The organism is Duncaniella dubosii (assembly GCF_004803915.1).
Lineage (GTDB): Bacteria > Bacteroidota > Bacteroidia > Bacteroidales > Muribaculaceae > Duncaniella > Duncaniella dubosii.
Window position 1 is genome coordinate 1559097 of the sequence record NZ_CP039396.1, and the last position, 21110, is coordinate 1580206.

A 21110-nucleotide genomic window follows, 5' to 3' on the forward strand; every position below is an offset into this window, starting at 1 on the left:
TCCAATCCACAATCTAAAAAATGCTCCGTTCTTCCGACGATCTTGAGGCAAAAGTGATTGAAATCGGCTTTCTGCCTTTTTTCCACAATTCAGTCAAAGGCTTTTCCATTCAGGAAATGGTTGATCCGAGGCTGTGGTTTTCTGACGAGGAAGGGCCTTGGGAGTGGAAAGGGCCGGTGATTCGCAACATGAATTGCGCCTACGGTAAATTGTTCAATGGCAAAGCCGGGTATGTCAGTCTTGAGTGGCTACCCGACTTTGCCAACTACCGTCGGGCTTTTCGGCCGGTTGACTCTGTGGTGTCGGATTTTCCCTCTGGAGTCACTGAGAAAATGATTCTTGAAGCGGTCCGTGCTCATGAATCTCTATTGTCAAAGGAGTTGAAAGACCTCTGTGTCCTGACTGTCAGCCGTCGACGTAAGACGTTTGACCTGATTGATGCAATCGAACCTGTTCCTGCTGTCAAACGCAATCGCAGGGGTAGTCTCGAGCCGGCTCTTACCCGTCTCCAGATGTCTACGCGGATTGTGATTGCCGATTTCGAATATTCAATTTCACGTTCAGGCGAATTATACGGATGGGGGATAGCCCGCTATACGACTCCCGAGGCGCTCTACGGTGATGATTTCCTTTCGGTCTGTGAAGGCCGGACACCGGAAGAATCATACGATAGGATTATGACTCATCTGAGATCAGTGTTTCCTGCGGTAACCGATCTGAGTCTCCGCAAGCTCATTGACTGATGTCGCCATGCACGATTGACATTGTTTTGGGTATTTTATCCCAGCTGAACAATTTTATCAATTCTTTTAGCGAGCAAGGTGAATATGACGGTATAAGATTGGCAAGAGCTGCGATATGGCCGATTATTTCATCCGGGGAATAGCATAGGCGCAGAGCTTCCATGCTCAGACTCTGGTCGCGTTTCGACAGGCGTCTCATTTCAGTGTTGCATATTAACGGAAGATGTACGTAGGCCGGAACTTTGAATTCAAGTAGATTATACAGATAAAGTTGTTGGGCGGTCGATAGGAGCAGGTCAGATCCTCTGACCACCTCTGTCACACCCATCAAGCCATCGTCGACAACTACTGCGAGTTGATAGGCCCATGCACCGTCGGCTCGTTGCAGTATGAAATCTCCGCAGTCTGTAGCGAGATTGCTGTGCTGTTTTCCGAAAACCCCATCGTTGAACTCTATTTCTTCGTTCGGGACAAAAAGTCTGGTCGCATGTCGTCGTGCTGGTTCTTGTAATGGTTCGCATGATGGAAATTCCTCCGGACGGCATGTCCCTTTATAAATGACACGGCCGTCAGACTGATGTGGTGCTTGCGTTGCCATAATGTCGGCGCGTGTGCAGAAGCATGGATATGTAAGACCTGTCGATTTAAGGCGAGTGAGATATTGATTGTAGATGTCGCCTCTGAGGCTTTGCCGGTATGGACCGTGTGGCCCTATATCATCAATGCCTCCTTCATCCCAAGTCAGACCAAGCCATTGCAGGTCATCTTCGAGTTGACGGGCATATTCATATTTCGAACGTTGAGGATCAAGGTCTTCTATACGTAGTATCCATTTTCCGCCTCTTGAGCGAATTGATAGCCATGATAATACTGCGGTGAATATATTGCCGAGGTGCATGCGCCCTGTCGGTGACGGAGCGAAGCGTCCCACCGGCGCTGCATGATTTTCTTTATTGGTTGAAACGTCCATTACCGGCTGTGATTCTTGATTTTCTATGGCAAAGGTAAGGAATAATAGAAAAATATTTACGAAAAAACGTCTTCTACGTGCAAGATTTCTGAAAAAGTGGATTTATAGAGATAGAATGACATCTGTGCAGAATATTCACCACATAAAAATCAACCAAAGAATAATCAATAGAAACAATGAATCAGTTTGTGAAAAAGGCCGTTCGGTTTTTGCCGATTGTGGCGCTTACGGCAATGTCTGTCTCTTTTCAGTCGTGTCTTGATGACGATGACAACAGCGCGCTCTATCGTCCGACGGCAGTTGTGACCGTATGCCCTGCGGCGGATGGAAAATTCAGCATGGTACTTGATGATGAGACCTCGCTTGTCGCAACCAACATGACTTCTTCTCCCTTCGGAGACAAAGAGGTGAGGGCTTTGGTTAACTACACCGAGGATTCATCCTATAACGGAGGCAAAGGTGTATATATTAACTGGATTGACAGCATACGGACAAAAGAACCTGTCATCATACATGTTGATGAAGATGGTCTGACTTATGGTTCTGATCCGATAGAAATCGTAAGAGACTGGGTGACGGTTGCCGAGGACGGTTATCTGACTCTGAGAATCCGTACTTTATGGGACGGCAGCGGCAAGCCTCACTATATAAATCTTCTTTCGGGTATGGATCCTTATAATCCTTACGAACTCGAACTTCGTCACGACGCACAGGGTGACATCAACGGTCAGTATGGCGACGCCCTTATCGCATTTAACCTTAACAATCTGCCACATTCTGACCGTGGCCCTGTAAAAATTAAGCTCCACTGGAATTCGTTCAGCGGGAAAAAATCTCTTGAATTCGACCTGACCATGCGTAACGAGACTCATGGTGACGCGCCAAAGAATCTCGTGGCCGCAAGCTTGTTGAAATAGAATGAACATCATTCTATTACACTAAATAATCTTCTTACCACGTTAAGGATACATGAGAAACTTCAGATAATAGCGATTGAAAACAGTTGACAGCGAACAGGAATTACTACGTCTCGTCAACGTCGGCGAGCCTGCGGCTTTGAGAATGGTATATTCTCGGTATATCAAAGTTCTCACAGCCGTATGCTCCCGTTATCTTATTGAAGAAGAGGATGTGAAAGATGTGCTTCAGGAGAGTTTTATTAAAATTTTTACATCTATAGGGGATTTCCGTTTTCGTGGAGAGGGTTCGCTGCAGGCATGGATGATAAGAGTGGTTGTAAACGAATCTCTCAAGTTTATCCGTAAAAACAGTCGGATTGATTTCACGACGATGACCGACGAACATGCCGATATGCCTGATGAAGAACCTGAAATAGATATTGTCCCTACCGATGTCATATATGGATTCATCCGTCAGCTTCCCGACGGTTATAGAATGATATTCAACCTGTATGTTGTTGAGGGACGGAATCATAAAGAAATCTCCGGGCTGCTCGGAATCAAGGAAAGCACATCGGCTTCACAGTTACACAGAGCCAAAGCCATCTTGGCGGAAAAAATAAGGAGTTATCAGAAAGAATGTCAAATAATCGGAAAAGAGCTATGAAAGACCTTTGGCAGAAAAAAATACAGGAGCGACTTAACGGTTTCGAAGTAGAAGAACCGGCCGGTCTTTGGGAGGCTATTGAAGAGCGTTGCAAGACTGACGCTGACTTCAAGAGTGCTATGGGTGTGACCAATAAAAAGCCTGTGATAGTTGCATTCGGACGTCGCTTGTATGCTTTAGCCGCTGTTTTGGCTTTACTATTGGGATTTGTAGGAATTCGGCTTATTTTTAACGGTTCTGAGGTCTCTTTTGCCACGGTAGAAACATGCTATGCCGATTCTGAACCACTGACAGGGGAGTCTGGCAGACTTCAATCGATTGAGCGGATGAAAAAAATCCCGGATAAGATTATTGCAGGGGCTGAGGTTGTCGGCCGGTCTCATGAAAGAGATATCGAGGTTTCTGATGTCGATGATAAGGCTGAGGAAACAATTGACACGGATGAAACGGTTGCTGAGAAAAAAGACGAGTGTGAATCTCTTGTGGTTGAGAGTAATCGCGACAGGTCTCCAAAATGCGACAGACCAGTAAAAAGAGAGCAGCCAAGAGATTTCTACAACAGCTCTGCTGTCGCTAAGAAATCTTCACATCTGACATTCGGACTGTATGCTTCCGGCGGTAACGCCGCTTCGATTGGCCGTACCTCTTCGCCACAACCCGTTTCAGATCCGGGTCTTGGGATAGACCAATACATGTGGGCTGATGATCCGATGCTTGGCATAATCCTGTTTAACCGTGGCAGCGAACTTAAAACATCGATCAAACATCGGCAGCCTGTGCGTTTCGGACTTTCGTTGCGATACGATTTCAATGACAGGCTCGGTATCGAGAGCGGTCTGACATACACGAAACTTGATTCTGACATGAGGGAGGGGAGTGAAAAGCATTATTTCTTAGGAAACCAGTCGCTGCATTATGTGGGGATTCCTGTCAGTCTGAAATACCGTTTGTTCACATGGAAATTTATCGACCTCTATGCCTCGGCGGGAGGAATGGTCGAAAAATGCGTGTCAGCATCGCAGACCAAGAATTATGTGATTGAAAATGTGATGAAATCAAGCGAGACTGACGATATTAAAGTCAAGCCTTTGCAGTGGTCTGTAAATGCGTCGGCAGGTGTGCAGTTCCGCCTTACAAAATTCATGGGAGTGTATGCTGAACCCGGTATCGCTTATTATTTTGACGACGGTTCTGAGATTAAGACAATATATAAGGAAAAGCCTGTTAATTTTAATTTGAATCTGGGTGTGCGTTTTGAGCTATAGAGTTAATAGTTATAGCATTAATATTGTCATGCTCTTTTGCGTCCGCGCAGTAAAATCCAGATTACGACCGGGGCACCGATTATAGGAGTCACGGCATTTACAGGGAGAATTGAATTGACAGGAAGTACACAGAGAAGGTTGCAGCAAAGTGTGACACCGCCGCCCATAAGGATGGTCGCCGGCATTAGTGTGCGGTGGTCGTCTGTTCGGAAGATAAGCCGGGCGATATGGGGAACGGCCAGTCCGATAAATGATACAGGACCACAGAATGCTGTAATGGCGGCTGTCAGCAGACCGGTGGCAAGCAGCAGCAGATTGCGCACTCTACTGAGGTTGACACCGAGATTGCGCGCATAGCCGTCACCGAGAAGAAGAAGATTAAGAGGTTTTACCAACAGCAAAGCAAGGACAAGTCCGGCGCATGTGATACCACCAAATAGCGGGAGCTGCGAGAGGGATACTCCGTTGAATGTGCTCATACCCCACATGACATAGCTTTGTACGCCTTCGGCTGTCGATACATAGTTCAGAAGCATGATAGCCGACGAGACAAGATAGCCGATCATGATGCCGGTTATAAGGAGCATCAGGTCGTTTTTAAGCAAAGTCGATAGCGATAGCAGTATTGCCATTATCAGCAGGCTACCGAAAAAAGCGCCTGTGACCACGGCTGCATATCCGCCGATAGTGACAGTGCCGGCCGAAATTGTCCCTCCGAGCAGGAGCATCACCAATGCCACGCCAAGACTTGCGCCCGAACTTATGCCGAGAATCGAAGGGCCTGCCAGCGGATTGCGGAACGCGGTCTGGAGCAGCAGACCGGAGACCGCAAGCCCCGCACCGGCAAGCAGTGCTGTGACGGCCATCGGCAGACGGCTGCCGAGCACTATAAATTCCGCTGTCCCTCCGTCACTTTGGCCCATAAGTATGCCTGATACTTCGCTGACCGACAGATTGACCGAACCTATGTAGAGATTCATGACAAACAGGATGAAGACAATGATGGCTGTTATGATAAATTTCATTGCGGATTGACGTAGAAGGTGGGGCTGTCAGGTGCTTTTAATTGAGATATAGGTGCGATGTGTGCTGTTCTAAGGTTTCAATGGTGTGAAATACCTGTTTCTATATTCGGGGTCTGAGATCTCAGGATGGATTATGCTTATGAAATCCTTCAGCACCCAGTGTGGATGAAACGGAGTCTGTTCGTAGTAATTTATTTTTTGAGTATTGCAGCCGTAGACCTTGCCATCCTTCAGCGGTTTGAATTGTCCGTATATCGGGCTGTCGGAAGCCAATTCGTGTAAGGTTTTGTCTGTCGCCTGTCCGTAGCGTAGAATCCATATATCGGCGTTGCCGGCTTCGTGGAGCACCTGCTCACCCGACATTCCGATGCTTCCGGCATCTCCTGCGCCGTCAAAAGGATTGCTTCCTCCGGCATCCTTTATGAATCTTCCCATTGTTGAATTGGCTGAAGGCACATACCAGCTGTTTCCATAGAGGCGGTCTATCATCACTTTCGGACGATAGCTGACGGTATCAGTGAGCGCGGTCAGACGCTTGTATTCTTTTTCGATATTATCGAACATACCGTTGGCGTGTGCTTCTGTGCCGAAAAGTATGCCGTAGAATTTCATCCATTCCGTGCGTCCGAGAGGCGACCCTTCCATATAGTCCGCACATTCCACCAGTGGGATTCCCATCTGGCCGAGTTTGCCATAGTTACCTGAATTCTCATATGGCGAGAGGAGAATGGCATCCGGATTCAGCTGTATGATGCGCTCCATGTTTGGAGTATAGCTGTTTCCGCAGTCGGCAACTTTGCCGTCGGCTATCAGCTGAAGGAGTTCAGGATTGTGGATATATTGAGCGTCGCATATTCCGCCGATGGCTTCGCGTGCGCCGAGTTCGCCAATGAGTGACTGATGGACGGTGGAGTAGACAAGAGCGTTTTTCAGAGGTACGCGGATCACAGTGCCTTCCGGTAAATCCGAAGGCCGGTCAACGCTATCTGGTATAAGCAGATAGGTATGCAGGGTTTTCGTCGTATCCCACGGATTGCGCACGGTAGCGCGGATAAAGCCGTCGAACTCATCCAATTTTAGATTGTGCGCATAGCTCAATTCAACGGATTTGTTGGCAGACTCTGAAAAAACAGAGCCATTGCCCCCTTTGCACGATGGCAGCAGGGGCAACAGCAGAGTTGCTATTAAAGACAGAAAAATAGAATGTCTCATTTGATTTATTTTCAGAATACGAAGCATCCGGCTCCGACACCTACGTTATACTGGTCGACAAAGTTGCCTGTGGCTGTGTATTCGTTGACGATACACGGTTCTCTGTAGCCGTAGGGAACAGAGTAGCTTGCAACGAAGAGGTTGTTTGTGAAGGGATTGACACCGATTGCTGACGGAGTTATGAGTTTCTCAAGGTCCAGCTGGGTTTTAGTCCCGGTCACGATGTCGTATGACCAATATGTCGGGGTCACGTAGGGATCGTTGATGGTGTAGAGGGTGTTTCCGTTGATTGCCATTAACGAAGCTTCGAAGAGAGTCTCTACGCTGTCGTCTGATTTGATACGCTTGAGTGTCGGGTTGACATCAGAGTAATTGCCTGTGCAGATGACAAACACATCGTGTCCGTTGGTGACGAGTTTGTTGGTGTTGATACCGGCGTTGATTTTAGCTTCCTCAGTGAATGTCGGGATATTGATTTTTGATACATATCCGTCGACACAATTGTTGGAGGTGTTATAACCGTCAGAAACGGCTACATAAAGATTATTGCCGACAATTCCAAGCTCTTCAGGGCATGGACCGAGTTTAAGAGTCTTGTCGATAGCGAGTGAGAGGGTGTCGATTCGTGAAACATAGCCGTCGAACATCGTGACATAGACATAACCGTCTTTTGCAGTGAGGCTGCGGGGAGAGCTTCCTTCACCGGTAGGCTGGATTGTCTTTATAGATTTCATCGTGATGGGATTGATGACCTCTATGATGTTTGACTGGGTGACTGCTACATAGAGCTTGCTGCCGTGGATGATTGCGCCTTGAGGAGTGTCGCCGAGTACACGTCCGTTGGCCTCGCGGAACACATTGTTGGTCACTGTTCCGGTTGCCATGTCAATTGAAGAGAGGCTTCCGGGGATATTGCCCGACATATTGCCGTTGTTGAGTACGAGGACTGTCTTTCCGGCATAGAAACCGGGGACGTCATCGGGGAGCACGTCGTTATCGTCGTCATTGCTACATGCTGTGAATGACAGTGCACAAAGTGCAAGAGCAAAATATTTTCCAAGATTCATAATTGTGGTTGGAATAAAAGTGATTACGGGTTTAGTTATAGTGTTGGATATCCTTTTTACAATGTAAATTTCACCGTTATACGCCAAGAACGTCCGGGCATGGGATAGCGCGCCACGACCACATACTGGCGGTTGAGGAGATTCATCAGGTCACCGCGCAGTTCGATGTCATGACCCTTTAACCCGAAGACGCGGTAAGCTGTAAGCCCTACATCGGCATAACCTCCGAGACGAGTGTCGGGATTGTTGTTGTTGGTTGCGTAGCGTCCGCTGACGGCGGTTGTGTGTACCGACAGGTTGACCCACGGATTTTCATAGCTGACAGTCACGTTGCCGGAATGGCGTGGGATGTAGGCAATCTGTTTCTTGTATTCAGTAACTTGTGAGCGTGTGCGGGGTTCAGCCCGTTGATAGCTGTAATTGCCGGTGAGGAGTATCTGTTGCTGCCGGCCGACATTGAATGTCGCCGATTCGGTCAGGTCGACACCTATCATTCGTGCTTTGTCAAGATTGACCACCGTCCAGACAAACATGTTGTAGGGGATGGCGACGATCTTATCCTTGACTTGGTTGATGTATGCGTCGGCTGTGATTTCAAGGTTAGGAAGCCATGACAGTGACGGAAGGCGGTAGGTAAGGCCGACATTAAACTGATTGGCCGTCTCGGGTCTTACGTCCGGGTTGCCGTAGTGATAGAAATAGGTTTCGTTGAAGGTCGGCATACGGAATATGTTCTTGTAGGAGAGACGGACAAAGAACATTTCATCGGAGAATGGCTGAACCGAAACGCTTGCCGATGGCGAGAGACGGCTGTAATCACGAGCGCCATCGCCGAGTTTCGCGCTATTGGTATAGATTGAGCCGAGCAGTCGTGCCGAGGCTGTCAGCAGACGGCTGCGGTAGCGCGCGGTCAGAATCTGTAGGACCGAATGGCGGCGCGGAAAGGTCTCGTTCGGAAGGTTGCTGGTGAAATTGTTGAAGAAATAGTCGGCCGAATAGTCGAGAGCCCATCTGTCGGTCGGGAGAAATAGGAGACATGCACTTGTGTATGCCTCTCGCTGCCAATAGTTCTGGTTCAGTTCTCCACCGGGATATTTTCCGTTCTCGTCGTGATAAAGAGACGATGCCCAGTTGAACTTTCCGTGGAGTTGCAGCGACCACTGTGAGGTGAAAGCGTTGCGGTATTGGAGCTGTCCGAAAAAGTTGCGGTCGCGCAGAGTCTCGTGGTTCTCGTTGCTGTAATAGATGGCCGGTCCCGGTATCTGGCGGTCGTTGTCGTAATAGTAGAGTTTCGCACTGAGATTCGATCGGCTGTCGGGATTCCAGATTGCGTTCAGTTCACCGTGGCCGCTGTTCATTCGAGAATTATTGCGGCGCTCGGTGACTGTATGCTGTCCGTTTTTGAGACGGAATGGATAGTCGTTTTCAGCATAAGTGTAGTCACCGATGAGGTTCATTGAAAACTTCTCTGAAAATGCTTTGCCGACGCGGAGGTATGGGTTTATGTAGCCGAATGATCCGTATTTAACCTGTGTCGTGAGGTCAAGCGGTTTTGTGGGATCAGGCTGTCGGAAACTTGAAATGCTGAACGATGCTGCCGATGCCGCGACGCGGGCGGGCATGAATATATCGTCGTTGTCGCCGATAACCATCGAGAGTGATTCGACATTATCGAGCGAATAGCGCGCCACATCTACCTCTCCGCTCTGGCAGTCGCTCAGGACTATACCGTCGTAGACGACCGCAGTGTGCTGTGAGCCAAGACCGCGCACCGAAACCGTTTTCAGACCACCGAGTCCACCGTAGTCACGAAGATTGACCCCGGGCAGGCGATGTATGGCATCGGAAATATCTGTGACTCCCAGCCGGTTGAACTCTTTTTCACTGAGCTTGAATGCAGGAGCGGTGCTTTTGATGGACTTTGTGATATGGGACTGGACGACTTCCACTGTGTCCAGCTCTATTGTAGAGGGTGTCTGGGCACGACAAATCTGCGGGACAAGGGTCAGAGCCGGCACTGCCACGCAAGATAAAGAGCGTATGTAGCGAATAACGAAGCTATTTGTGAACATGTCTTCTCGTCCTCGAAAGAAAAACATCATTAATAATGACATTGGCAGGTCTTCGGACTTATTCCGGGCTTGTTTTTATTCAGAATGCCTTCCCATTACCGTTATCCGGCCACAGTGGCATGGATCTGAGCCCTTTGTTAATTGGAAATTACCGCAGCGGGACTGTCCGGGATTCTCACCCGTGTTCCCTTTTAATCGGAATGATGCAGAATGTCGTGCATGTATCCGAACCAATGAGAGTGCAAAATTACACAAAAATTCAGAATCGCAAACCAAAAATTCGGATTTTATTAGATTGTATTTTTTTGTCATTGAAATTGAGTAATTTTGTGCTATTGAAATTAAGAGGCTGTTGAATAAGAATTTTTAAGTATACTTTTAAAGGAAAAGCGGCACAACATCAGTTAACTTCGGAATATGGAAAAAAGTAATATTAAAGAATTAAGAGATAAAGAATTCGGAGGTGAACGCCCGTTGTTTGCATCCCATTGTCTGCGACTTGAGAGCGTTACGTTTCATGCCGGTGAGTCGGCGCTGAAATACTGTGGCGATATTGTCGCCGTCCGCTGTACTTTTGAAGGCAAATATCCGTTCTGGCATGTGGACGGTTTTGAGGTGAAGGACTGCCTTTTCACTCCCGGTGCGCGTGCGGCTCTGTGGTATTCGCGTAATCTTGTCATGACAGACACTCTTGTCGAAGCTCCAAAAATGTTTCGTGAAATGGACAATCTGTCGCTTTCAAATGTCCGTATCCCTGACGCGCAGGAGACGTTGTGGCATTGTCGTGGCGTGAAGCTGCGCAATGTTGAGGTTGCGAATGCCGACTACCTGTTCATGCACTCGTCGGACATTGATATTGACAATTATCGTCAGCAGGGAAACTATTCGTTTCAGTATTGTAAGGATGTGGTGATACGCAATGCAGTGATTGATTCGAAGGATGCCTTTTGGAATACGGAAAATGTTACGGTCTACGATTCAGAGCTGACCGGCGAATATCTCGGCTGGCATTCCCGGAATCTGAAACTTGTGCGCTGTCGGATTTCAGGGACGCAGCCGCTCTGTTACTGTGAGAATCTCGTAATGGAAGACTGCCGTATGGGCGACGATGCCGACCTTGCTTTCGAGGACTCGTCGCTTCACGCCGTGATTAATTCCAATGTTGTCAGTGTCAAAAATCCCCGTAGCGGTTCAATCAAGGCGCTTGCGATCGGTGAGACTATCCTTGATGAAAATCTGCTTGCTCCGGGCGACTGTGAGATTGTCACGGAAATATAAATAACAAAAAGCTCGGTAACTCTTGAAAATTAACTATATTTGAAGTGCGTTTTATCACAAGGGAAAATCAAGGGACGATAGTCGATATGTCGCCAACCTGATTTTCCCGGATATAGCTACAAGAAGTATGGATGCTTCTTTCAGGGTTACTTTCTCTAAAAATACCAACTGCTAATTTTAAAGAGTTACTTATGGCTAAGGATTTTAATTTTGACAAGATTGTGCTCCGCAGGGGCTCAGGGTCATTGAAGTGGGATTCACGTCACGATGTGATACCCTTGTGGGTGGCCGATATGGACTTTCAGGCTGCTCCTTGTATACTCGAAGCTCTCAGGCGTCGTGTGGATCACGGTGTGTTCGGCTATACGTATGTTGACGAGAACTACTATGATGCGCTCATCGACTGGTTCAGTTCGCGCCACCTCTACACGTTCGACCGCAGTGACGTGATTTATATTCCCGGAGTAGTTCCTGCTCTCTCTGCCATAGTCAAGGCTCTTGCTCCGGCCGGGTCGGGTGTGATTGTCCAGACTCCTGTGTATAATTGTTTCTTCTCATCTATCCGTAACAACGGCTGCCGTGTGGTCGAGAATCCGTTGCTGCGCAAGGATTTGTCGGACAATGAATTCACCTATGTCATGGATCTTGACGGGCTTGAACGTCTTGCGTCTGATCCGGCCAATGTCCTGATGCTGCTGTGCAATCCCCATAATCCGGCCGGCCGTGCATGGACGCACGAGGAGCTTGAGGCTGTACGTGACATCTGTCAGCGCCACGGAGTGACTGTCATAAGTGACGAGATACACAACGAACTCACCATGCCGGGTTATCGCTATGTTCCTTACGGGACAGTCGACCGCAAGGCGACAGTGTGTGTCTCTCCGTCGAAATCGTTTAATATCGCAGGTTTGCAGATTGCCAATATTATCGCTCCTGATTCCGTGAAGCGGTCGCGCATAGAACAAGCTGTCAACGATAACGAAGTCTGCGATGTCAATCCCTTCGGAGTCGTGGCTCTCCGTGCTGCATATTCTTCGGAAGGCGAGGAATGGCTGGAGGCTTTGAAGGTCTATCTCCATGAAAATTATCTTTTCTTCCGTGAATATCTCGGGCGCAGACTTCCGCAGTGTCCTGTCGCGAAGCTTGAAGCGACCTATCTTCCGTGGGTGGACATCTTGCCTCTCGGTGTCGGTTCTGACGAGCTTGTCAAACGAGTCCTCGACGAAGCCCGCGTATGGCTCAATTCGGGCGTGATGTATGGTGTTGACGGCTATGTGAGATTCAACATTGCCTGTCCGCGCAACACCCTTGAGGAAGGTCTCGAACGCATCTGCGATCTTCTCGGGAAGGCTTAAAAATCAGCTATGGTGTCCGGGCTGTGTGCTTCGGACACCATCATTGTCTTATAATTTTCATTTTTTTGATGGCCGATATATCACTCATCCGTTCCGGCGCTCCTCTCGATTTCCGTCAGCAGTTGAAACTGACCGTACAGCTGTCATGGCCGGCCATGATGGCGCAGCTTTCAAGCATAATGATGCAATATATTGATGCTGCAATGGTCGGCAGGCTTGGTGCAGACGATTCGGCGGCTGTCGGACTGGTCTCTACAAGCCTATGGCTTTTCTGGGGAATATGTTCGGCCGTGACTGTCGGTTTCTCCGTGCAGGTAGCCCACCGTATAGGCGCTTCCGACCATGATGGTGCCCGGCGCGTTCTGCGCCAGTCGATAGTGGCCTGTCTTTTGTTCAGTCTTGCCGTCGTCATAGTCGGGGCGGCTATAGCATGGCCGTTGCCTCATTGGCTTGGAGGAACGGACGTAGTATGCCCTAAGGCATCGCTCTACTTCCTTGTGTTCGTACTCGCACTTCCGCTGCTGACCATGAACTATCTCGGCGGTGCGATGTTGAGGTGTGTAGGAAACATGAAAGTTCCGGGAGGTCTGAACGTTATGATGTGTGTCCTTGATATCATCTTTAATTTTTTCCTGATATTTCCATCGCGGGAGGTGGATTTCATGGGGCATGCGATACATATTCCCGGAGCGGGACTCGGTGTTCTCGGGGCGGCTCTTGGCACGGTCTCGGCCGAGATTGTGACTGCCGGACTGATGATGTGGTATCTGTGTTCGAGAGAAAAGTCAATATGTCTTGTAGGGCATCCCGGCTCGTTCCGACCCACGCGTCAGGTGCTTGCAAGAGCGCTCAAAGTGTCAGCACCGATGACTCTCGAACATGCGGTGATATGTGGAGCGCAGATTGCCGTAACGGTTATCGTCGCTCCCCTCGGAGTGATGGCTATCGCCGCTAATGCGTTTGCTGTGACAGCTGAAAGCATCTGTTATATGCCGGGCTACGGCATAGGTGATGCGGCGACCACGCTCGTCGGGCAGAGCTATGGGGCGAAACGCCTTGACGTTGCCCGGCGGTTCGGTTACATCACTGTCGGTCTCGGTATGGTGACAATGACGCTTATGGGGGTGGTCATGTATGTCTGTGCTCCTTGGGTGATGGAACTTATGACTCCTGTCGGAGAGATTCAGTCGCTCGGTGTGGAGGCACTGCGTATTGAGGCATTTGCCGAACCGATGTTTGCTGCTGCAATCGTGAGTTACGGAGTGATGATAGGTGTAGGCGACACTATCATTCCGGCTTCAATGAACTTCGGAAGCATCTGGCTTGTACGTCTGCCGATTGCCGCGTTGCTTGCACCGGCTATGGGACTTGCCGGAGTATGGCTTGCGATGTGTGTTGAGCTGTGTTTTCGCGGGGCGATATTCTTATGGAGGCTTATATCTGGCGCATGGCTGAAAAAGGGGTTGAAACCGGCTTAAACAGACAACGGTTTCGTATAATATCATTTGTTAATGATATTTAACTGTTATTATCCGCAAATAATAGATTAAAGCCCTAAATTTGTCGGCGAAACCATTTATTAATCACATTTTAAATCAAGTGCTTGACATCATGGGTCGTATTTTACTCTCTCTGATGCTTCTGATTGCCGGTTTTACCGCCTTCGGAGCAGAAAATGAATCTCAGTTGACTATTAAAACAAATGTTGACAGCGTTTCCACCGGCGAGTTGCAACAGGCAATGAGCCGTAATATCTTTGCCGAGTTTTTTGGACCGTCGTTTGGTGTCGGTCTGGGTTTTGATTCACGTTTCCGTCCCGGTTCGGTATTCGGCTATCGTGTCGGACTCTCTTTTACGTCCGGCTCATTGTCTTATGACGATGATTATAATTATTGGAGGGACATGGAATTTAAAGGTATATGTATCCCTCTTGAGGTCAATGCGATTTTAGGAAGCGGTAAAAGTAAGTTTGAGGTTGGTGTGGGTATTGTCCCTTCACTTCTGAAGCGTAATGAGTGGAAGGTCTCGGGCGAATGGATATGGGATGAGGAGACAGGTGAAGTAATTTCTTCTCCCGAGAGCTCTTTCCGTCAGGTTACACGACCCAATATACTTGGACTGATCAATATGGGATACCGTTATCAGCGTTCCACCGGTTTCTTCATGCGTATAGGTCTGACGGCATTCATCGGCGCATGGGATTGTTCGCCTATTGACGGTGTGATTCTTCTTCCAAATCTGTCTCTGGGGTATACTATCCGCTATTGATACGCTAAAGATATAAAAAAATAACAGATTTATATTTCAGCATTCGCGCCGGAGATATAAATCTGTTATTTTTTTGCTTATCTATTCCCTATTTAGGGGAGGGAATAGGAGCGATTAAGCGTTTTCGGGACGGAGTGTGCGTACTGTCGCACCTGCACGCCACATTTCGCTCTCGCGGAGAGCCTTGAGTTCTTCCTCAAGTTTCTCACGGTAGTCAGGCTGGGTGTTGGAGTCGATTGAACGCTGAGCCTCACGACCTGTTTTCACGCTCTCATAGAGGTCGTATACCACAGGCTTGATTGCATCGTGGAACGGGCCCATCCAGTCAAGTGCGCCACGCTGTGCGGTGGTAGAGCAGTTTGCATACATCCAGTCCATGCCTTTCGCTGCAAAGAGGGGCATGAGTGACTGTGTGAGTTCTTCGACAGTTTCGTTGAATGCTTCCGAGGGTGTGTGACCGTTTTCACGGAGCACTTCATACTGTGCGAGGAGAAGACCTTGGATCGCACCCATGAGCGAACCGCGTTCGCCGGTGAGGTCGCTGACTGCTTCGCGCTGGAAAGTCGTCTCGAAGAGATAGCCTGAACCGATACCGATACCGAGGGCAAGTGTGCGTTCGAGCGCACGACCGGTAGCATCCTGATAAACGGCAAAACTTGAGTTTGTGCCCTTGCCTTCCTTGAAAAGAATGCGGAGCATAGTGCCTGAACCCTTGGGGGCAACCATTATCACGTCAACGTCGGCAGGGGGGACAACGCCTGTGCGGTCGCTCCAGTTGATAGCGAAGCCGTGGCTGAAATAGAGAGCCTTGCCGGGGGTGAGATGTTCTTTGATTGTGGGCCACTGAGAGATTACAGCTGCATCGCTGAGAAGACACATGATGATAGTGCCGCGCTTGCAGGCTTCTTCGATAGAGAAAAGAGTCTCGCCGGGAACCCAGCCGTCGGCTACAGCTTTCTCGTAAGTCTTGCCTTCGCGCTGGCCTACGATTACGTTGAAACCGTTGTCGCGGAGATCGAGTCCCTGACCGGGGCCTTGGACACCATAGCCGATGACTGCGATGGTTTCGTCCTTGAGGACTTCACGTGCTTTTTCGAGGGGGAATTCTTCGCGGGTGATGACGGTTTCTTCAACACCGCCGAAATTTAATTTTGCCATAATATTTTAAGTTTAAAGTTTTTTGTTTTAAAGTTCAGAGGTGAGAGAGTCGGTGAGAAGATGGAGTGTGTAAATCAGTCTCTGGCCGTGAACCGTAGGCGGGCAAGGCAACAGGAAGTGGAGTTGACGCGGATTTCGACATCGTTCACTTCAGGACTTCCTTCATGAGATGCGGCGATTACCACAGCCTCTTCATCATAGCGGGCTTCGTGTTTGAATGCAAGTTCAAAACGCGACGGTCGCATTGTGTCGTAGTAATCGAGCGGCCACATGTCGACAATCAGGTCGATATAGCGGCGCGTGGTGACATGGCGGTTGACATCAATGTCGGAAACTGCGAAGCGATAGGTGCTTTCTCTCTCCGGAGTGTGGGAAGGGAGAAGCTTTCCTCCCTTATCTCCGGCATATCTGCGGTCACTGATGACATCGAGTCCTTCGAATATCGGAGTAAGGTCGCCGGGACGGCGTGTGGTCATATTGACTGCCATCCATGTAGAATGGGCGCGCATCACCGTGTGGCCGGTCTCTGCATCTGTCATTTCAAATCCGCGTTCTGAAAACAGCCGGCTGACACTTTCAATCCATGTCTCCATACGATATGTCCGGTTGACAGTGACAGGAGCGTCAATGTCGATGGTCAGTCGGCTGAGCACCCAAGATATTCCCTCGCGGATCATGCGGTCGAATCCGATGCCGATGATATTGGCGTGCCCTGTGGCTGTGTCAATCAGTGTCGTGACAAGACGTGAGAGTGGCATTTCGCGCTGGGCGTTTACCTCGGATGCCGTGAGATAGAATTCGTATGAATAGAGTTTTGGATTCATCTGACTTATGCGGTCTGACGGTTATTTGTCGGTCTGCTCCCTGCGTGATTCCTGTTCATGCAGGTAGTGGGTGAAATGTTCGGTCGGCGATTTGGTGATGCAGATTCGTCCTGAGCGTATAAACTGGAGTATGCCGTATTTGTTCAGCAATTCATAGAGAGCCTGAGTCTCGCTTTCATGACCTGTCTTTTCGAGTATGGTATATTCGCGTGTCAGTTCCAGAATGCGCACGTTGTGTACACGGATGATTCTTTCGAAATCCTTTTCGTCGAGCAGCTTCTGGGTCGGGACTTTGTAGAGAGCCACCTCCTGATATATGATTTCATCGTCAGTGTAGAGATAGGCGCGCAGCACGTCGATGCAACGTTCAATCTGCTTGATGACCTTCTCCATTGTCTCGCGGTCTGAGGTACATGTGAAGTTCATTTTGTGGATGCCGGGCATTGAGCTTGCGCTTGACGATACGCTCTCCAGATTAAGGCCGCGCCGAGTGAAAATTATGGAGATGCGGTTGAGAAGGCCGACCTGATTTTCGGTGAATACCGATATGGTGAACAGTTTCTTTTCCATGTATTCTTAACAGATTAGCCTTGATATTTGGTTGTTGGATTTATTAAGATGTCATCGACTGCCGCGCCGGGGACTACCATTGGGAAAACCATGTCCTCAGGGTCGATGTTGACATCAAGCAGATAAGTGCCTTCGTGGCTCATCATGCGGGCGATTGCTGCGTCGAGTTCGGCGCGGCATGCCACCCGTTCGGCATGGAAGCCGTAGGCTTCGGCTATGGTGACAAAATCAGGGTTGACCATAGGCGTGGCAGAGAAACGGTTGTTGTAGAACATCGCCTGCCACTGCCTTACGTTTCCAAGGAAATCATTGTTGAGGATTATTACCTTGACCCCGATATTGTAGGCAAGCATAGTGCCGAGTTCCTGCATGGTCATCTGGAAACCGCCGTCGCCCATGAATGCGAATACCTCTCGCTCCGGGGCTGCGATTTTCGCGCCGATTGCTGCCGGAAGGCAGAATCCCATTGTCCCGAGGCCGCCTGAGGTCAACACGCTTTTGGGAAGCGTGTATTTGAAGTAGCGGGCAGCCATCATCTGGTTCTGGCCGACATCAGTCACGAGAATGCCGCAATTGCCGGATGCTTCCGAGATTTTACGGACCACTTCTCCCATGCGCATCGCTCCGTCAGGTCCGATATCCGACGGGTCAAGCTCACGCTTCATAACCTCTTCGCGTTCGACTTCTTCAGGTCTGTCGAACGACGCAAGCCAGTCGGTATGACGGCTCTTGTTTACGAGCGGAAGTAGTGCTTTTAGAGCCTTCTTTGCGTCGGCGTGGATGGTGGTGTGGGCCTTTACATTCTTATTGAATTCAGCGCAGTCGATGTCGACGTGGATGATTTTGGCATCCGGGGCATATCCTTTGATAACACCGGTAACACGGTCGTCGAAACGGAGTCCGACAGCAAGGATGACATCGGCTTTGTTGGTATTGACGTTAGGGCCGATGTTTCCGTGCATTCCTACCATTCCTTTGTAAAGTGGATGGTCGGAAGGAACAGATGAAAGTCCGAGCAGAGTCGACACTACCGGGATATCGGCCTTTTCGGCAAGTGCGATGATATCGGCTTCGGCGTTTGAGAGCATGACTCCGTGACCGGCGATGATCATAGGACGCTCTGCGCGGTTGAGCAGTGAGGCTGCGCTGAGCATGTTGCCGGGCTGGAGTTCGGGATCCGGGTTATAGCTGCGGATATATGTGATTTTTTCGTAATTCCATTCCATTGTGCCCACCTGCGCGTCGCGTGTCACGTCGAGCACGACAGCTCCCGGACGGCCGGTCGAGGCAATGTAGAATGCGCGTGCGACAGCCCAAGGAATTTCCTCCGGGGTACGTATCTGGTAGGTCCATTTGGTGACAGGTAGAGTGATGCCTATCACGTCGGTTTCCTGAAAAGCATCTGTCCCCAGTGAGTTTGTGGCCACCTGTCCGGTAATGACCACCAACGGTGTACAGTCGATATTTGCATCGGCCACACCGGTGATGATATTTGTGGCAGCCGGGCCCGAGGTCACTGAGACCACGCCTACTTTGCCTGATACGCGGGCATAGCCCTGTGCCGCATGGACCGCTCCCTGTTCGTGGCGTGTCAGTATGTGGTGAAGCTTGTCTGAAAAATCATAAAGCTTGTCGTAAAAAGGCATTATCTGGCCTCCCGGATAGCCGAAGATGGTGTCGACACCTTCAGCCAGCAGGGCGCGGCATAATGCTTCAGAACCTTTGATTCGTTCACTCATACAGAGTCGTTGGAATAATGTGTGCGAATAAATTATTTATATGCGGATGGTAATGGAGAGTCCTGTCAGTCGTCGAGATGTCTGACTCCGCCTTTGTCAGCAGATGTGACCATCGATGCGTAGGCGCGGAGAGCCTGAGACACTTTTCGGTCACGGTCACGTGGGGTGAATGCCTTGTTGCCGAGGGCTTCCTCTTCCTTGCGTCGTGCGTCAAGCTCTTCGTCAGTCAGTCTGACGTTGATGGTTCGTGCGGGAATGTCGATTTCGATAATGTCGCCGTCCCTGACAAGTCCGATATTGCCGCCGTTGGCAGCTTCGGGCGAAATGTGGCCAATGGAGAGACCTGATGTGCCTCCCGAAAAACGGCCGTCGGTGATGAGCGCGCACTCTTTGCCAAGATGTTTGCTCTTGATATAGGAAGTGGGATAGAGCATCTCCTGCATTCCCGGGCCTCCCTTTGGGCCTTCATAGGTTATGACTACGACATCTCCGCTTTTAACCTTGTCGCGGAGAATTCCGTCGACTGCGGCCTCCTGCGAGGTGAAAACTTTAGCCGGACCGCTGAAACGGAATATGCTTTCATCGACACCTGCGGTCTTGACAACGCAGCCGTCTTGTGCGATATTCCCTTTGAGCACTGCGAGACCGCCGTCCTTCACATAGGCATGTTCCATGTCGCGGATACATCCGTTCGCGCGGTCGGAGTCGAGAGAGCTGTAGTAGCTCATCTGTTTTCCGAGTTCGGTGGTGCGCTTCATTCCCGGGGCGCTTTTCCAGAGTTCGTCAGCATGATTGTCGAAGTCTTTGCCGCCGATGGCATATCTGTCCATTGCTTCCGCAAGAGTCATGCTGTCGACGCGTTTAACGCCGGCATCGATCAGTCCTGCGTCGGAAAGAATCTTCATGATCGACAGGATTCCTCCTGCACGGTTTACGTCCTGAATATGGTAGTGGGAATTGGGAGCAACTTTACATAGCACCGGTGTGTGGCGCGATAGCGAGTCGATGTCATCCATCGTGAAATCCGCACCGGCTTCGTGGGCGACTGCCAGAAGATGGAGCACGGTGTTTGTCGATCCACCCATTGCAATGTCGAGTGTCATTGCGTTGAGCATTGCCTGACGTGTGGCTATGTTACGGGGGAGTACGCTTTCGTCACCGTCGCGGTAATAGGCATACGTGTTGCGCACAATCATTTCGGCCGCTTTTTTGAACAGCTGCAGACGGTTGATGTGGGTGGCCACGACTGTGCCGTTGCCGGGAAGAGCGAGGCCGATGGCTTCGTTGAGCGAGTTCATGGAATTGGCGGTGAACATGCCGGAGCATGAGCCGCATGTCGGACAGCCTTTCTGTTCAAGCTCTGTCACAGCTTCGTCGCTGACGGTCGAGTCGGCGGCGTCAATCATTATGTCGATGAGGTCCACGGGACGGCCGTTGACATCACCGGCTTCCATCGGGCCTCCTGAAACGAATATTGCCGGAATATTGAGGCGCATGGCTGCCATCAGCATGCCCGGGGTGACTTTGTCGCAGTTTGAAATGCAGACCATTGCGTCGGCCTTGTGGGCATTTACCATATATTCGATTGAATCGGCAATCATGTCGCGCGACGGGAGTGAGTATAACATGCCGTCGTGGCCCATTGCTATACCGTCGTCAATGGCTATGGTGTTGAATTCGGCAGCGAAACAGCCCTGTTTCTCGATTTCGGCCTTTACAACCTGTCCGACTTCATGGAGATGAGTATGTCCGGGGACAAATTGAGTGAACGAGTTGACAATTGCGATGATAGGCTTACCGAATTGTTCGTCCTTCATGCCGTTTGCGCGCCAGAGAGCACGGGCACCGGCCATTCGGCGTCCCTCTGTGCTTGCTGCGCTTTTCAAAGGAAAACTCATAATTATTGCGAACCTATGAATTTGTTAAAATTATCCGCAAAAATACGATAATATGTTGTAAAACACAAAAATTTAACGAGGTATTTTTATTTTTTGCGTG

The 21110-nt window shown here is 49.7% G+C and carries 18 protein-coding genes and 1 riboswitch; of the genes, 8 read left to right on the forward strand and 10 right to left on the reverse strand.

The features are described from left to right. The first annotated feature begins 20 nt into the window (after positions 1-20). Positions 21-743, forward strand: coding sequence for an AlkZ-related protein (locus tag E7747_RS06780; RefSeq protein ID WP_136414923.1), 723 nt, complete (start codon positions 21-23; stop codon positions 741-743). Here E7747_RS06780 and gluQRS read toward each other — a convergent pair. Beyond that, positions 733-1713: a tRNA glutamyl-Q(34) synthetase GluQRS gene (gene gluQRS, locus E7747_RS06785; protein WP_136414925.1), complete on the reverse strand. Its 981-nt coding sequence runs from the start codon at positions 1711-1713 to the stop codon at positions 733-735. The genes E7747_RS06780 and gluQRS overlap by 11 nt on opposite strands. A gap of 176 nt (positions 1714-1889) precedes the next feature. Here gluQRS and E7747_RS06790 point away from each other — a divergent pair, with 176 nt between their 5' ends. From E7747_RS06790 to E7747_RS06800, 3 genes are all read left to right on the forward strand, one after another. Further along, complete coding sequence (locus E7747_RS06790) at positions 1890-2630, forward strand: NigD1/NigD2 family lipoprotein (protein ID WP_136414927.1); 741 nt, start codon at positions 1890-1892, stop codon at positions 2628-2630. Positions 2631-2706: 76 nt separating this feature from the next. Then, positions 2707-3279 carry an RNA polymerase sigma factor gene (locus E7747_RS06795; protein ID WP_228449278.1) on the forward strand — a complete coding sequence of 191 codons (573 nt, stop codon included), beginning with the start codon at positions 2707-2709 and terminating at the stop codon, positions 3277-3279. After that, positions 3276-4544 (forward strand): porin family protein, encoded by a 1269-nt coding sequence (locus tag E7747_RS06800; RefSeq protein ID WP_168185263.1) that lies wholly within the window; start codon positions 3276-3278, stop codon positions 4542-4544. The genes E7747_RS06795 and E7747_RS06800 overlap by 4 nt, the downstream gene beginning before the upstream one ends. Before the next feature lie 26 nt (positions 4545-4570). Here E7747_RS06800 and E7747_RS06805 read toward each other — a convergent pair whose 3' ends face one another. The 4 genes from E7747_RS06805 to E7747_RS06820 form a co-directional block, all read right to left on the reverse strand. After that, the gene (locus E7747_RS06805; protein ID WP_123613541.1) at positions 4571-5569 is read right to left on the reverse strand and encodes an iron ABC transporter permease; all 999 of its coding nucleotides are present in this window, start codon (positions 5567-5569) and stop codon (positions 4571-4573) included. 69 nt (positions 5570-5638) lie between these two features. Then, positions 5639-6643 carry an ABC transporter substrate-binding protein gene (locus E7747_RS06810; RefSeq protein ID WP_168185264.1) on the reverse strand — a complete coding sequence of 335 codons (1005 nt, stop codon included), beginning with the start codon at positions 6641-6643 and terminating at the stop codon, positions 5639-5641. Positions 6644-6792: 149 nt separating this feature from the next. Continuing rightward, positions 6793-7848, reverse strand: a complete 1056-nt coding sequence (locus tag E7747_RS06815) for a YncE family protein (RefSeq protein WP_136414932.1) — start codon at positions 7846-7848, stop codon at positions 6793-6795. Positions 7849-7904: 56 nt separating this feature from the next. Next, positions 7905-9920, reverse strand: a complete 2016-nt coding sequence (locus E7747_RS06820) for a TonB-dependent receptor plug domain-containing protein (protein ID WP_168185265.1) — start codon at positions 9918-9920, stop codon at positions 7905-7907. A 26-nt stretch (positions 9921-9946) separates the two neighbouring features. After that, positions 9947-10170: riboswitch (cobalamin riboswitch) on the reverse strand. A 167-nt stretch (positions 10171-10337) separates the two neighbouring features. Between E7747_RS06820 and E7747_RS06825 the strand changes: the two genes are divergently transcribed. The 4 genes from E7747_RS06825 (at position 10338) to E7747_RS06840 (ending at position 14821) form a co-directional block, all read left to right on the forward strand. Further along, entirely contained in the window at positions 10338-11198 is an 861-nt protein-coding gene (locus tag E7747_RS06825; RefSeq protein ID WP_370280942.1) for a DUF3737 family protein, read from the forward strand. A 191-nt stretch (positions 11199-11389) separates the two neighbouring features. Further along, positions 11390-12553, forward strand: a complete 1164-nt coding sequence (locus E7747_RS06830) for a MalY/PatB family protein (RefSeq protein WP_123613537.1) — start codon at positions 11390-11392, stop codon at positions 12551-12553. Positions 12554-12621: 68 nt separating this feature from the next. Then, on the forward strand, positions 12622-14031 hold the full coding sequence (locus tag E7747_RS06835; RefSeq protein ID WP_136414936.1) for an MATE family efflux transporter: 1410 nt from the start codon (positions 12622-12624) through the stop codon (positions 14029-14031). Between the two features lie 133 nt (positions 14032-14164). After that, positions 14165-14821, forward strand: a complete 657-nt coding sequence (locus tag E7747_RS06840; protein WP_136414938.1) for a hypothetical protein — start codon at positions 14165-14167, stop codon at positions 14819-14821. A 114-nt stretch (positions 14822-14935) separates the two neighbouring features. Here the strand turns inward: E7747_RS06840 and ilvC are convergent, their stop codons facing one another. The 5 genes from ilvC to ilvD all read right to left on the reverse strand — a co-directional run bounded on the left by ilvC (position 14936) and on the right by ilvD (position 21010). Next, positions 14936-15979, reverse strand: a complete 1044-nt coding sequence (ilvC, locus tag E7747_RS06845; RefSeq protein WP_123613534.1) for a ketol-acid reductoisomerase — start codon at positions 15977-15979, stop codon at positions 14936-14938. 74 nt (positions 15980-16053) lie between these two features. Further along, entirely contained in the window at positions 16054-16803 is a 750-nt protein-coding gene (locus tag E7747_RS06850) for an acyl-[acyl-carrier-protein] thioesterase (protein WP_136414939.1), read from the reverse strand. A gap of 21 nt (positions 16804-16824) precedes the next feature. Next, complete coding sequence (ilvN, locus tag E7747_RS06855; protein WP_136414941.1) at positions 16825-17373, reverse strand: acetolactate synthase small subunit; 549 nt, start codon at positions 17371-17373, stop codon at positions 16825-16827. 14 nt (positions 17374-17387) lie between these two features. After that, positions 17388-19112, reverse strand: coding sequence for a biosynthetic-type acetolactate synthase large subunit (gene ilvB, locus E7747_RS06860; RefSeq protein WP_136414943.1), 1725 nt, complete (start codon positions 19110-19112; stop codon positions 17388-17390). A gap of 65 nt (positions 19113-19177) precedes the next feature. Next, positions 19178-21010 (reverse strand): dihydroxy-acid dehydratase, encoded by a 1833-nt coding sequence (gene ilvD, locus E7747_RS06865; RefSeq protein ID WP_136414945.1) that lies wholly within the window; start codon positions 21008-21010, stop codon positions 19178-19180. Positions 21011-21110: the final 100 nt, after the last annotated feature.

Coding starts and splice junctions, on each gene's coding strand:
- E7747_RS06850 (WP_136414939.1), bottom strand. CDS start 16,803: ATGAATCCAAAACTCTATTCATACGAATTCTATCTCACGGCATCCGAG.
- ilvN (WP_136414941.1), bottom strand. CDS start 17,373: ATGGAAAAGAAACTGTTCACCATATCGGTATTCACCGAAAATCAGGTC.
- E7747_RS06815 (WP_136414932.1), bottom strand. CDS start 7,848: ATGAATCTTGGAAAATATTTTGCTCTTGCACTTTGTGCACTGTCATTC.
- ilvC (WP_123613534.1), bottom strand. CDS start 15,979: ATGGCAAAATTAAATTTCGGCGGTGTTGAAGAAACCGTCATCACCCGC.
- E7747_RS06830 (WP_123613537.1), top strand. CDS start 11,390: ATGGCTAAGGATTTTAATTTTGACAAGATTGTGCTCCGCAGGGGCTCA.
- E7747_RS06780 (WP_136414923.1), top strand. CDS start 21: ATGCTCCGTTCTTCCGACGATCTTGAGGCAAAAGTGATTGAAATCGGC.
- E7747_RS06805 (WP_123613541.1), bottom strand. CDS start 5,569: ATGAAATTTATCATAACAGCCATCATTGTCTTCATCCTGTTTGTCATG.
- E7747_RS06800 (WP_168185263.1), top strand. CDS start 3,276: ATGAAAGACCTTTGGCAGAAAAAAATACAGGAGCGACTTAACGGTTTC.
- E7747_RS06790 (WP_136414927.1), top strand. CDS start 1,890: ATGAATCAGTTTGTGAAAAAGGCCGTTCGGTTTTTGCCGATTGTGGCG.
- gluQRS (WP_136414925.1), bottom strand. CDS start 1,713: ATGGACGTTTCAACCAATAAAGAAAATCATGCAGCGCCGGTGGGACGC.
- E7747_RS06840 (WP_136414938.1), top strand. CDS start 14,165: ATGGGTCGTATTTTACTCTCTCTGATGCTTCTGATTGCCGGTTTTACC.
- E7747_RS06835 (WP_136414936.1), top strand. CDS start 12,622: ATGGCCGATATATCACTCATCCGTTCCGGCGCTCCTCTCGATTTCCGT.
- E7747_RS06820 (WP_168185265.1), bottom strand. CDS start 9,920: ATGTTCACAAATAGCTTCGTTATTCGCTACATACGCTCTTTATCTTGC.
- ilvD (WP_136414945.1), bottom strand. CDS start 21,010: ATGAGTTTTCCTTTGAAAAGCGCAGCAAGCACAGAGGGACGCCGAATG.
- ilvB (WP_136414943.1), bottom strand. CDS start 19,112: ATGAGTGAACGAATCAAAGGTTCTGAAGCATTATGCCGCGCCCTGCTG.
- E7747_RS06825 (WP_370280942.1), top strand. CDS start 10,338: ATGGAAAAAAGTAATATTAAAGAATTAAGAGATAAAGAATTCGGAGGT.